The organism is Streptomyces sp. NPDC002935, assembly GCF_040611295.1.
GTDB lineage: Bacteria > Actinomycetota > Actinomycetes > Streptomycetales > Streptomycetaceae > Streptomyces.
Window position 1 is genome coordinate 250,275 of the sequence record NZ_JBEXNW010000006.1, and the last position, 13,304, is coordinate 263,578.

The window sequence follows — 13,304 nt, forward strand, 5'->3', positions numbered from 1 at the left end:
TCATGACCGTCGAGCGACTCTTGGGCGCACTGGCCGGGGCTGATATCGAGGCCTCTCCCACCGAGGTGGCGGAGGCGCTCTGGCTGGCGGCCCGGATCGAGGCACAGCAGGGCAGCGAGCCCCCGCACGGACTCCCGTCCTCAACGGACGCAACCGAGCCCGCCGCGGCGAGCGAGGCTCCGACGTCCAGCCCGGCCGAACCCCTCCCCTCCGGACCCGAGCCCCCGGCCGGGCCGGACGCCGTAGCCCCGCCCCCGGAGCCGCCCCCGGTCCCGGGGGACCTGTACGCTGCACGCCCCCGCGATACAGCCGGATCCGGACCGGTGGTGCCGGCGGTCGCGGTCCGGGCTCCGGCGGCAGCCGCTCTGCCGGGAGGGCTCGACCTGCTGCGGGCGCTACGCCCACTCAAGCGGAACGTTGCGTCCACCCGGCACGTCATTGTCGACGAGCAGGCCACCGCGGACCGTATCGCCGAGGAACAGGTGGTGCTGCCACGGCTTCTCCCGGCGCCCGAGCGCTGGCTCAGCCTGGTGATCGTCGTGGATGGCGGCCCCTCGATGCTGGTGTGGCATTCCCTCGTCCAGGAACTGCGAACACTGATGGAGGGTCTCGGGGCCTTCAGGGACATCCGTCTCTGGCACCTGCAACAGGGGAACGACGGCCGACTCGGCATCCGCTCCCGCGCTCTCTCCTCCGCACCGTTGCACGACCCGCGCGAGCTGATCGACCCCTCGGGCCGCCAAGCCGTATGGGTGGTCAGCGACTGTATCGACGGCACGTGGCGATCCGGCGAGGCGGACAGGGTGCTCGGCCTGTGGGGCCGCAAAGGGCCGCTGGCCGTTCTGCAGCCGTTGCCGCAGCGCTTGTGGCACCGCTCGGGAGTCCGTCCCGTGTCGGCCCGCATCCACGCGGGTGAACCCGGGATTCCCAATCCGCGGCTCAGAGTCGAGCACCATGACCTTCTCCCCGGCAGCCCGCCGCCCCAGGGCATGCCCGTGCCGGTCCTGGAGATCGAACCCGCGTGGCTGAAGTCCTGGGCCCGGCTCGTCACCGGGACGGCGTACGGCGGCGTGGACGGGATGGTGGCACTGGTCGGGCCGGGGCGCCCCCGAAGCAACGACCGGCCGGAACCTGCCTGGCCGACGCCGTCCAGTGTGCGGGAGCCGACCTCCCCGATCGAGTTGGTGAAGAGATTCAGGGCCACGGCGTCCCCAGAGGCCTTCCGGCTGGCAGGCTACTTCGCTGCCGTACCTCTGACGCTGCCCGTGATGCGCCTGGTGCAGCGGGTGATGGTGAAGTCCCCACGGCCGGCGCATCTGGCGGAAGTGTTCGTCAGTGGCCTGCTGATGCGACAGAACGAGGCCGGCTCACTGGAAGAAGCGTCGTACGACTTCGTCGCCGGAGTACGGGATGTGCTGCTCGGGACCATGCGCGCATCCGAGATGAGGCAGGTGTGCGAGGAGGTCTCCCGCTATGTCGGGGCGCGCATGGGCCATACCCGGGACACCGCCGCGCTGCTGCGGCTGCCGTGGGGATCGGGCCATCATTCGCTCGGTGTGGAAGAGCGGCCGTTCGCCGGCCTGCCACCGGAGGTCCTGCGACGTCTGGGCTTCACGCAGGACCTCACGGAGGAACAGGGCCTCACGGAAGAACAGGACCTCACGGCAGGACCTTCGACGAGGTCCGCCGAAGAGGCCCCGTCGCCGCCGGCCGAACCACCGAGCGAGGACGAGACGAGCGGGCAGGACGACCAGGTGGACCCGCGTCCGAGGATGCCCGCACGGACGTTCACCATGCGCACACCACCAACCCCTGTCTCCAAGTTGTTCCAGCCCATGCTCTTCGTGGGCCTGGGCGGCGTCGGTTGCCAGATCGGGGCCGAACTGGAGGCCGGCTTCCGTCGCGCACTGTGCGGACCTGACGGCAGGGCACTCGGCGGCCACCCCGGCATGGTGCCCCACCAGCTGCCGAACGTCCTACAGTTCGTCTACGCGGATTTCAGCCAGTCCGAACTGGCCGGACTGCCGCATCTGAGCGTCGAGAACTCCCTGCGCCCCGCCTACGCCGGCACAGCACGGGCCACCCACGATCTCCTCCCCGAGCCCGACAGCTCGCCGGAGATCACCCGCTTGCTGCGGCTGACCATGCGAGACGAGGTCCAGGACTGGTTGCCGCCGAACGTGAACGAGCCCCGGGTCACACCGCTGCGCTTCGGCGCCGGCCAACTGCCCACGGTCGGGCGTGCCGCTCTGTTCGGCACACTGCGACACGGCCTGGACCCCGTGATGGGGCCGCTGTTGGAGGCCGTCGACTCCATCGGCAGGTCGGTCGCCGAGATCAGAGATCTCGGCGGGGGACAGAACTTTGGCTGCGACGTGTTCGTGGCGTTCTCGGTCGCCGGAGGCACCGGGGCCGGGATCTTCCTGGACTATCTGCATCTGATCGGTGAGGCGTTCAGAGTCAAGGGCTTCCCCGGAGCGCGAATCCACCCCCTTGTCGTGATGCCATCAGCGTTCCCCGCCTCGGCGGGGGGTGGCCGGGAGGCGGACCTCAATGCCGCACGGGCCTTGGTGGATCTGTTCCATCTCGTGGACGAGCAGAACGCGCCGGCCGATGAGCACGATCTCGACAGCGATCTCAGTGATCCCCCGCGGGGCATCCGCTACCCGGGGAACGCGTATCCGATTCGGCTGCGCCCCGCCACGGTGCCCACCGCGTTCCTGTTCAGCGGGACCGCCGGAATCCACCAGGACGACCTGCGCAGCTCCGTCGTCTCGCTGGTGATGTCGCTCGTCGGCACCGAACCGAGCGGCGGCAGTGGGGCCAACGTCTCCCGGACCGAAGACCACCCCACCTTCAGCCGCAGCTTCGTCGATCACGGTCTGCACCGCGGGATGCGGACCAGCTCCGGCATCGGTGCCCGAGGCGCGTCCACCAGCCTGGTCGCATCCATGACCACGCCGGTGGACGAGCTGGCCGAGATGTTCTCCACGCGGTTGCTGGCGGCGTCGGTACGCCGCCTGAGCGGCCCGGTGGCGAGGCCCTACCACGAGTACGCCTCCATCATCCGGCAGACATTCATCGACTCCGGCCTGGGCGACCTGTGGAACCGTGGTTCCCTGCCCGTGCCCGAACCCGACCCGGTGCCACGTGGTGGCGCCGCCATCGAACAGGTTCTGCGCGATCGGATCGCCGAAATGGAGATCCTGCTCAGAGACTTGGAGCACCGGGTCACCCGCCGCGCCCCGATTCTCGCCGAGCAGTTCGCTCCCCGGGTGACGGTCGAGCGGCTGCTGCACCGCATGGATCCGTTCCAGGTCGAGCAGATCCTCAACGGTGTTCCCGGCGACCGGGATCCGGTCACGGCACTCGGCTTTCTCGGCATGCTGGACAACCGCAGCCGCGAGCCCGCGAGGCCTCCTGGGGTGGAGGCGCACCCCCCGCTCGTGTCGCGGATCCAGCGCAGGCTCGGCGGGTTGTCCAGGCCACGCTGGGGTGACGACGAAGTGGTGGCGGCGCTCGAGGAACAGGACCGCTGGTACCGGTGGCGCAGCGGGACGATCTGGCACCAGGCCTGGCGGGCGCAACGGGAGCGCTGGCGCCCTGCCCTCACAGCGGCCCACGAGGAGTTGACGCGGCTGGTCGACGCGTTCCGCGAGCACGCCGATCACGAACCCCGGGCCTTCGCCGAGTATGTTCAACAGCTGTACGGTGACCGCTCCGGCGTCGCGTTCCTGCTGCCGCCGCAGAGAAACCTGGACGCCTTCTATGACGACCTGCGAGTACGTCTGACCGAGCGAGCCGACCTGCGCGACGGTGACGACGAGGCACTGCTGCCAATGAAGCTGATCGACGGGGACCGCTGGCAGGCCGCGTACACCATGGGTCGGCGCAACCCGCGGTCCGCCGTCGACGCTGTCAAAACCGTGCTCGCAGAACAAATCCGGACGCTTCTCCAGGAGCGCGCGACACCAACGCGCCGGCGGCCTCTCCTGCCGTCCATGGCGACGTTGCTCAGGGTTGCGGCCGGAGTGGAGAACGCTACCGAGGAGGTGTCCAAGGGCGCCGTCGAGCAGTTCGGACTCAAGCTCGCCGCTCTGCTTCCGCACGGCTTCGTCCCGGACGGCACAGGGCCGCTGAAAATCCTGGTTCGCCACCCGCACGTCGGTACCAAGAACGCGGCGGAGGAATACCTGCGCCGGATTCTTCGGCTGCCGGGGAACGGTGTGGGGTCCATCGAGTTCCGAGGGGAGGACACTGATTCGATTACCGTGGTGCTTCTCCGCAGCGAGATGAGCCTCAATGATGTGCCCGAGGTCCGCAAGGTGCTCAGGCAGTGGGTCAGAGCCACGGATGACGAGCGGGCCGAGGACATGCTGAGGTGGCGTCAGCGGCTCGGATACCGCGACAACTGGCCGACCAGCACGGAGACGGACCGGCGGTACATCCTGCACCACCTGCTGTGCGCCATGTGGAACGGCCAGGTGGACGTCGTCGAAGGCGATGTCGCGTCGCCCCGGAGCGTCCGCGTCCGGCTGCAGGCGGACAGCCGCAACGACGGGCCAGGGGTGACGCTCCGTCTGGACGGGTACGCCGCGGGGGTCTCCGCCTGGGTCGGGCTGCTGCGCGCGTATGAGCGGTGGGTACTGCTGGACGAGGCCGACGTCACCGAGGCCTATGGCGGTGTGCTGATGGCGACCCGGCCCGAAGGTCTTACCACCGCCCCTGTCTCGCCCTCACGGCTCTTCATGACGCTGGTCCACGAAGTGGCCCCGTCACAGGTCACGTTGTTGGACGGCCTGGCCAGGGAGTCCGGACGGGCGGACGATTCATGGCTCGTCCCGTTGCGGCACTTCTGGGAGAACACCTTCCCCAGTGCCCTGGACCTTCCCTTCTCGGGATCCGGGCCGTTTCTCGCAGGCAACCTGCGCGATCTCGACCGAGGTCAGAGCCGGGGTTGGTCAGGTGCTCGCGATCGAAACCCCGACGATGAAGCGGCGGAGTCTTTCGAGGAGGGCGCGGAGCCGTGGGAGGAAGAGACCGGCGAGTCTCAGGGGGTTGATCGCAGCAACGGCGATTTCCCCTGGGACACGGACGATTGGCCGACAGACGACAGGGAAGAAGGGGGCGAACCGTGACCGCGAAGAAGAGGGCTGCGACGAAGACGACCGTGGCGGCCAGAAAGGCGGTGCTGCTACCGCGCGGTGGCGCGAGGCGACTGGCCGCTAATCGCCTTGCGGCAACGGAGACTTCTCGCGCCCGGCTCTGTGCAACTTCGGACGATCGGCCGGCGGCGGAAGGTCACATCCAACGGTGTGACGTCCCAAGACGGGCCGCGTCGATCAGGCCCAGTTCGCTGAGAGGACGTCGTCCCAGTCACCGAAAGGCAATGAAGTCGGTGCACGTGCGGCTGCCGGGGCTGTGCCGATGGGGACCAGGCGCACGGTGGACAGCCCTATTCTGAGGGGCTGTTCGGCGGTGGAGGCGAGCACGGCGATGCCGTCGGCCGCGACGACGGGTTGAAAGCACACCCATTCCGGCTCGACGCCGTAGCCGCCTGGGGCATCCTTGCCATCGGAGATGGCGTTGTAGGCGTCGAATCCTGCGTCGACGGCGGGCAGGCGAACTGCCAGCCTCCGATCAGGAGGAACCAGGTGGAGACAAGGGCGAGGCCGGCGTAGACGATCCACCGCTCCCGGACCCCACACTCATGACAACGGCCTTCGGTTGATCCCGTATCTCTGTGACGGAGCACAGGATCAAGCGAAGGCTGTTGCCATGTCTGGCAAATGCCCAGGTGAGCAGCCAAGTTCGAGGCGCATTTCGACACCGCTAGATAAAGAACAAGCTGAGGGCCCAGGAGTTCCGGACGACGCTGGCCGACCAGGACTGACGGGCGCCGACCCGTCGCCTCTTTGTCCCTGGCGGGTACCGTCCGGGTACGGGTATCCGGCCAGGGGAGCCACTGCGTTGTGGCCCTGGAGTGCGTGGCTCGGAAGGCATGCCCCGGATCTCTACCGTCACGGCGACACCATCAGTCGCCTGTGCGGGCCAGTGAGGCGCCCCAGGTGTAGCTCCCGTTGAAGGGGATGGTCGCGACGACGGCGGAGGTGGCCGTGCCTCCGCTGCGGGGCGTTAGGTAGGACGTGATGGTGTAGTCACTAGCGACGGAGGTCTCGAGTGCGTTGCAGACCGTCCAGGTGTAAGGGCCTGCTCCCAGCCAGATCAGCCTGGTGTCGAGGTTGACGCCGGTGATGAATTTGTTCCAGGCGTAGGTTCCTGATGCCAGGTCGATCGTGCGGGTGATGCAATGAGGAGAGTAGAAAGTGGGATCTCCCAGACTCAGTTGATCCGTCTGCCGGAGGTAGGCCGTCGGGTAGGTCGTGGCGGACGCCACACCGGGGAACGCCAGGATCGTGAAAGCCACGAAGGCCGCCGTCATCATCCGAGGGATTCGTGCCAGGAGCCGCATAGGGGGAGCCTTTCGATTGTCCAAACCGCCCAAACGGGCCAACTGATCATCGCATGCCTGGCGAGCGCCTCGGGTGTGCGGAATGGCGCTGTCAAGTTGAGTGCCTGTGCCAGGTCTTTGCATGACAAGTCGAGTGGTCTGTTGATGCAGTTCAGGAGCTCTTCTCCTCGACTCGTTGCTTCGGGTGGATCCGCCCGAAGCGACGACTGGGCCACAGGTACCGTCCGCCGTACGGTGGTCGTATGGGCAGGGACGGAGTGCCTCGGCTGCGGCTGGTCGTCGTCGCGGTCGACGGGGGCGGGCCGAGGTTGTGCCGGGGGTGCGGTGGGCCGTTGATGCCGTCGGCGAAGTCGACGGCGGTGTTCTGTGAGGACGCGTGCCGTTCGAGGCACTGGCGGAGGATGCGTCGGGCTCGGTCTCGGACCGGGGCGGTGACGGCCGGCGTGACGGCCTCGTGTCCTCAGTGCGGGGTGTCGTGGACGGTCGGGGTCGACCGCCTGGTCTCGGCGGTGTGTGCTCTCCCGCCTGCCGCAAACGGTCATGGCACGCGCGGCGCGCGCGGCCTGGCGGGGTGTGAGCCTGCGCGTTCGATGGAGGCGGGGCTGCTTCGGGCGCCGGGGCCGTACGCCCTTCTCTGCCGGGTGAGGCGGTCGGATCGTGCGAAGCGACGGGCTTCCAGGGCGAGTTGGCGGCACATACGGGTGTCGCACCCGGGGTTCGTGGGGGTGGTGTCCGGATGACCGGGATGGTCGGCAGTGTGACCCGGCAGCGCTACGACGAGCTGGTCAAGCTGGGGCGGGACTGGGTCGAGACGATGAGCAGCGTCCAGTGGCAGCTCGGGGACGCGGCCACGGAGATCGAGCCGATGCGCCCCTACGGGGGCACCAACCCGTCGGGGAGCGAGGAGTTGTTCACGGTCAGCGAGGCGATCCGGATGTTCGCCGAGGACGTCGGCCTGGCCTACTCGACGGTCCGGGACTACCGGTGGGTGGCCTCGCGCTGGCCGAAGGAACACCGGCGGGCCGACGTCTCCCACACCATCCACAAGATCCTCGCTTCTCTCCCCGACGAGCGGGAACGGTTCGAGGCGGTGAACAACCCCCCGGCCAATCCGCGCGGCGGTACGCCCCGGTGGACCCACGACAGCGCGAAGCGGATCGTCGGCTGGAAGGTCGACACCCCCGAGAGCGTCCAGGAGAAGGTGGATGCGATCCACGACCTAGCCGCCGACGACCAGGTGGCCGCCCGGGTGGCCACCGACTTCCTGCGCCGCCCGGCGGTCGCCTCGAAGGCGATGGCCGACGGCACGGCCAGGCACGCCGTGAACGAGGCGCAGTTCGACCAGTTCCGCCAGCAGGTCCAGTACGGGCAGGAGGAAGCCGCCCCGCAGCTGGACCAGCTGCGGCGGATGGAGCACAACACCGATCTTGCGGCGCGGGGCCGACTGCCTGGAGGGGCAGTGTGGGCCTGTGCGAGCTGATCGCCGACGTCTGGAGCTGGCTGGACTACAAGCCAGCCATGGCCGACCCGCGTCGGCCGGGCCGTAACACCTGGGCGGAACTGACCCGATCCTGGGTGCCGGACGAGGACCTCCGACGCCTGGCCGCGTACGACTCCAACCCGGCTGGCCAGCTCGCCGTCGTGACCGGCGACGACGAGGCGGGCATCGAAACGGAGAGGACTCGGCGACGCCTCCAAGCTGGTCGACACCGCGCTCGGCTACCTCCTCGGCTCCGAGCAAGTCATCAGTGTCGCGGGCGCGGAGCACACGGACGACGAGCCGACCGCCAAGGCGGCTGCGGCGCTGGCCGTACAGGACAAGCTGAGAGCCTGGGCGGAGAAGGAAATGCTGCCGCTGCGCCTTCAGCAGGCCGAGCGAACCGCGATCCTGCTGGGCGACGCCGTCTACACCCTGGCGTGGGATGCCGCGAAGGGCTGGGTCCTACTGAGTACTTGGGACCCGGGCACGTACTTCCCAGAGTGGCCGGAGGACGGGGAGTAGGACGGTGCCGAGTTCCCGCTGCGCGTTCACCTGGCACACCGACAGTGGCGACCCGATCCTGGTCACAGGCGATGCGCTCAACGCTGACACGGGACTCATCACTCGCACCTACCCGTGGGCACCCACCAGGCACTCCCTGTGGACGTGCTACCTGACCGACGCGGAATGGGACCTGGACGACCTAAAGTACGCCGACCGGCTGTACGACCTGCCGATGCACAAGGCTCGGTACCGGGTCCGCTCGGACGGCGAAGTCCTCGACAGGCTCGACCTGATGGCGGACTTCATACCCGGCATCCACATCACGAACAGCATCCCCGCCAGCGGAGAGCACTGGGGCAAGCCCACCGTGGCCGCCGTCCTCCAGGCCCTCGATGAACTGTCCGCCACGGACACCGACAGTTCCGGCGCTTCGGCTACCACCGGCTCGCCAATCATCGGTCTGGCCGGGGCCCGACTGCCCATTGACCGCGCCACCGGCCAGCCGCTCCCGATCAAGGTGCGGGCCGGGACGGTGTGGCAGCTCAACGACAACGGGCGCATGGATGTCCTCAACACTGCGGCGCAGTTCGCCGAACTGCTTGCCCGCGTCGACCACATCCTCGACCGCATCGCCGCGAACAGCCGCCTCACTGCCGCCAGCCTCGACCTGACTGCCCTGCCGTCCGGGTACGCGCTACAGCTCGCACTGGGCCCACTCGACTTGCTGGTCGCCGCCATGCGCTTGGCCCGCAATCACAAGTACGCCGTCCTGCTGCGGATGGTGCAGCGCCTCCACCAGGCAGGGCAGGCCGAGGGCTGGCCCGCGGGAGAGTCGCTGCCCGCGCTGCTGATGTGGGGCCCGCATACCCCGACCGACCGGGCCGCCGTCCTCGACGAGGCGGTCAAGGGCGTAGGGGCTGGAGTGCTATCCGTCGAGACCGGCGTCCGGATGCTTGTCGATGCCGGATATCCGATCGATGACGCGCAGGCGGAGATCGAACGGATCCAGTCCCGAGCTTTCGATGCCGCCGCGCGCCTTGCCGATGCAACGGGTGACAACGCCGGTGTCCGCGAATACCTAGGGCTGCCCGAGGGGAGTGTTGAGATGCCCGTGACTCCCTTGATTCCTGTTGCGCATCATGACCAGCACACTCAGGCAAAGAAGTCCGAACTGTCGTTGACCGCGCCCTGCACCATGTAGTCGAGCACAACTAGTCCAGGGCTAAGGAGAGCACAGCGTGCGCGACAAACCGCGACTGTACGACTCCTCCGACGCAAGCGTCGATGGGCCACAGCCTCCGCGAGGCCAGGGGGCGGAGACCGCGCACCCAAACGTTTGGCCAGCGACATGGCACCGCTCCATGGAGCAACGTGGCACCGGGGAGGGCCCTTCGAGCAGACCGGTCGAGCTGAGGTTCCAGCCAGTTGAAAACGGCATGGACCGTCTCAGTGTCAGTGAGTGCCTGGCTGGTGAGCCGACGCCACGCGAGCTGAAGTACGCGGTGTTGCATCTACAGCCCGCTGTCGAAGTCCTCCTTAAATCCCGCTTGGCGGGAGAGCGGTGGGCGTTGGTCTTCGACAGGATTGAGGACGCTAGCCGCGAGAAATTTATGAGCGACGTTGCGCCGTCACCGGAGAACAGCGGAGCGGATGGAGGCAGCGCCCGACCCTCGCCAGGCTTATCGAATCCGTGGCAGGTGTGCCATCAGAGTGGATCTGCGGCTCCGGCTGTAATGGGTCTTCATGACTGGGTATGCATTTATGGATTGATATCTAGCGCCAATGGAAGAGTGCCTATTTGTAGGAGCGGAGTGGCCATGCCCGACCACACGCAATTCCGGCGGGCGACCGCCTGGATGAGGACAACTGCCGTCGAGGACATCGACGCCGTCCGCTCCTTGGCTGCCTTGGACGACACAACCGGCCACTCCCTGTTGGAGCGTGACATCGCCGGCGACGGCTGCGGACCCGGTTCCATGGCGCTGGAGCCGGGGCGACTGTACCGCAGGATCAGCGGCAGGGATGACCGGGCGCGGCCCGTCAGTGACGAGGAACTGGCGGCGTTGGGCGATCCGATGGCGGTCGAGTTCTTCCGCGTGGGCACGTTTCCGACCACTGTGCAGGAACTGCTGTCCAGACTCCCCGCGACGGCCGCTGCCTCACGCAAGGTGTATCTGGTCAGCGAGGCCGGGCAAATCCCGCCGGATGCCATCGGCGAGCGCGACATGCGGTTCGCGATCACCACCGCCGTCGGAGGCAGCCAGGTCGACCTTCTGGTCAGCGCCCAGGCTGGTGGCGACCCCAAGAAGGGATTCCTTCAGGTCGCGGCCTGGGATCCCGGCGCGAGGGTCTTCAACTTCTATGCCCGGTTCGAATCCAGCTGGGTGTGGGCCGGCAACTCCTGGCATGCGCTGGAGCCGGACTCGCGGGGCAAAGGATGCTTCGACAGCCACGTCAACGGCAGCGTCGTGATGAAAGAGCTGAGAATCCCCTGGAACAACTGGCAGTCCGAGCGGGCCACGATCCGGCTCGCCGAGGATGACCCACTGCACAATGACCAGTTGTTCCAGCAGACCGTCGGAGCCGAGCGGCTGGAACTGACCGTGAGGTCCCTCATCACCCGGTGGACGGCGGCCCGCCTGGCCGCAGTCACCGCGAACGGCGTTGTGGACCACCCCGACCGGCTGCTGCGCCACCTGTTCACCAGCACCACGGTCAACCTCACCAGCACCGACAGACAGAGCAGCAACATCACGGCGGACGATCCCGACCTGACGCTGCCCCCGGGCTTCTGGCTGAACCAGGACGTCCTGCTCGACGACCTCCGCCTGTCCACGCAGGCCGCCCCGCCCAGGGCACCGGCCGCCCGCTATCTGGCCAGCCGGACCCGGTTCGACTTCCAGCTAGAGGAGAAGCACAGCGGGTTCTCCCAGCCGGGGGACACGTTCTTCGCCTTCGTGGTCCCCGAGGCCGCCCACGAGGACAACGAGGTGGTCCGGCAGATGGTCCGCAAGGGGCTCGTCTCGGCGAAGTTCGCCGCCTGCGTGCTGATCGTGGACTTCCCCAACCCGGTCTTCAGCCCTGCCCGCAGTCTTCTCATGCAGTACGTGCCGACCACGCCGACCAAGGCGGTGGAGTTGTGCGACAAAGTCGCCCAGGCCATCTTGGACGCCGCGCGAACGCGAAACCTGCCCGCCGACAGTCCCGAAGGCCGCTTCGCCGCGCACTGGCAGGTACCTGACGACGCCTGGCAAGCAGTGTTCGGACAGCGGGTGGACGCCTATCTGCGCAAGGTCAGCCAACAGATCCAGACCGCATCCGGATTCGACGCCTACGTCCGGCTGGCCGAGTCCCGCCGTCGGCAGTTCCGCCTCATGAAACTGAATGAGTTCGAGCTCACCCTGCCGGTCACCAACATTCCTCCCGGTGCGCCACCGCTGGCGATGCGCGAGGACGCCACCGTCGCAGAGCTGACCTGAAGCCGCCCCCTCACCTGCCGGCACGGCATCACCTTCAGCGGCGCTACCGACCGCTGCGTTCCGCCCTTCCGCCCTCACGAGCAAGGAGAACGCCATGGCCACACTGGATGCCTACGGGCCTCCCGGCAACCTCGACGATCTGGACGACTTCGGCCGCAAAGCCTGGAACACGTTCATCTCCGACACGGTCGACGAGGCCATTCAGGGCCCCGATCCCCAACAGGTACTGAACGACAGCCCGAGACCGCAGTTCTACAACCTGACCAGCACGGACACGGCTGCGGACGTTCAGCGCGCCTCCATCACATGGACCGCGTTCCCACGCACTATTAAGATCACCTCCGTTGGCGACCTCCAGCGATGGCAGCGTGCCGACGCCAGCCGTGACGTCCAGGACGAGTACTGCGAGTGGAGCGTCACCCGGGATGGCTCAGAAAAGATCACCCAGGTCACGTTCACCTGTGAAGGTCCCGAGTATTGGGAGATCCTGGCGCAGACGAACCCGGACAAGGTGGTCGAGCTCTACCAGAGATTCATCAGTCCGGACGTGCGCAAGGAGGATCTGTTCTCGCCCAGCGCCAGATACCAGCCGCGCAACAAGTGGAACAACTCCACGAGCCACGGCGCCATGCACTTGATTCAGCCGAACAACACTCTAGGCGCAGAGATCGAACTGGCTGCGGCAGCCACCATCCGGCGCGTCATCAACGGCCAGGAGCTGACCACTGAGCAGGAGCTCATCACCTGCAGCAAGTACGGTGCCGCAGAGCGCAACAGCGATCCCCATATCGGCGCAGGAGTCAACGCCCTGGCCCGCCAGAAGGCCGACATCAGCCTCGCCGACCCAGTGGGCCTGTACTTCGACGAGTTGTCGACGGATGGCTGGGAGACCCCGGACGGCTCCGACCCCAAGAGTTACTGGACCTATTTGAGAGGCGACTTGGAGCACCGTGTCCGCGCCGTCTACGAAGTGCCCCCGGACAAGGGCTTTGGCGTCGGGGACATCACCATCGGCGGGAGGCCCATCGAGTTCGGAGCCCAGATCGCGGACTTCATCACCATCAGGCTCACCGGCGTCGCCTGCCGGTTCGACGACTCCACGGCCCAGCCGCAGATCGCCTGTAAGGAGTTCCCCGCGGTTGACATGCGGGAAGAGGGCTTCAACGCAGCCGCGTTCTCCGCCTCCGGCCGCTTCTTGGATCCCCGTCCCACCCTCTCCCACCGCTCTTCCCGCGTCACCTGACAGGTTCCATCGCGGAGCGCGTCGCGCTTCACAAGGCATGGTACGACGAACGCGGATCTTGCGGTGCGGCCTGTGGATAACCCCCTGACCGGGCCCGTTCAAGGCGCGGGTTCAGCGACGGGGCCG

The 13,304-nt window shown here is 67.6% G+C and carries 7 protein-coding genes; 6 read left to right on the plus strand and 1 reads right to left on the minus strand.

What is annotated here, in order from left to right; genetic code table 11:
* Positions 1-2: 2 nt before the first annotated feature.
* On the plus strand, positions 3-5,138 hold the full coding sequence (locus tag ABZX90_RS10635) for a tubulin-like doman-containing protein (protein WP_355203368.1): 5,136 nt from the start codon (positions 3-5) through the stop codon (positions 5,136-5,138).
* An 896-nt stretch (positions 5,139-6,034) separates the two neighbouring features.
* On the opposite strand, the gene ABZX90_RS10640 is transcribed toward ABZX90_RS10635, so the two are convergent.
* Positions 6,035-6,427, minus strand: a complete 393-nt coding sequence (locus tag ABZX90_RS10640) for a hypothetical protein (RefSeq protein ID WP_355203371.1) — start codon at positions 6,425-6,427, stop codon at positions 6,035-6,037.
* A 781-nt stretch (positions 6,428-7,208) separates the two neighbouring features.
* Here ABZX90_RS10640 and ABZX90_RS10645 point away from each other — a divergent pair.
* The 5 genes from ABZX90_RS10645 to ABZX90_RS10665 all read left to right on the plus strand — a co-directional run bounded on the left by ABZX90_RS10645 (position 7,209) and on the right by ABZX90_RS10665 (position 13,178).
* Positions 7,209-7,952, plus strand: coding sequence for a DUF6192 family protein (locus tag ABZX90_RS10645; RefSeq protein ID WP_355203374.1), 744 nt, complete (start codon positions 7,209-7,211; stop codon positions 7,950-7,952).
* Positions 7,953-8,318: 366 nt separating this feature from the next.
* Positions 8,319-8,474, plus strand: a complete 156-nt coding sequence (locus ABZX90_RS10650) for a hypothetical protein (protein ID WP_355203377.1) — start codon at positions 8,319-8,321, stop codon at positions 8,472-8,474.
* Between the two features lie 4 nt (positions 8,475-8,478).
* Positions 8,479-9,657: a hypothetical protein gene (locus tag ABZX90_RS10655; protein ID WP_355203380.1), complete on the plus strand. Its 1,179-nt coding sequence runs from the start codon at positions 8,479-8,481 to the stop codon at positions 9,655-9,657.
* A 616-nt stretch (positions 9,658-10,273) separates the two neighbouring features.
* A complete protein-coding gene (locus ABZX90_RS10660) occupies positions 10,274-11,935 on the plus strand; it encodes a hypothetical protein (RefSeq protein WP_355203383.1) in 1,662 nt (553 codons plus the stop codon).
* 94 nt (positions 11,936-12,029) lie between these two features.
* On the plus strand, positions 12,030-13,178 hold the full coding sequence (locus ABZX90_RS10665) for a hypothetical protein (RefSeq protein WP_355203386.1): 1,149 nt from the start codon (positions 12,030-12,032) through the stop codon (positions 13,176-13,178).
* The last annotated feature ends 126 nt before the right edge of the window (positions 13,179-13,304 follow it).

What these genes read in the sequence shown, in the direction of transcription:
- ABZX90_RS10635 (WP_355203368.1), top strand. Translation starts at nt 3, where the DNA reads ATGACCGTCGAGCGACTCTTGGGCGCACTGGCCGGGGCTGATATCGAG.
- ABZX90_RS10645 (WP_355203374.1), top strand. Translation starts at nt 7,209, where the DNA reads ATGACCGGGATGGTCGGCAGTGTGACCCGGCAGCGCTACGACGAGCTG.
- ABZX90_RS10650 (WP_355203377.1), top strand. Translation starts at nt 8,319, where the DNA reads ATGCTGCCGCTGCGCCTTCAGCAGGCCGAGCGAACCGCGATCCTGCTG.
- ABZX90_RS10660 (WP_355203383.1), top strand. Translation starts at nt 10,274, where the DNA reads ATGCCCGACCACACGCAATTCCGGCGGGCGACCGCCTGGATGAGGACA.
- ABZX90_RS10665 (WP_355203386.1), top strand. Translation starts at nt 12,030, where the DNA reads ATGGCCACACTGGATGCCTACGGGCCTCCCGGCAACCTCGACGATCTG.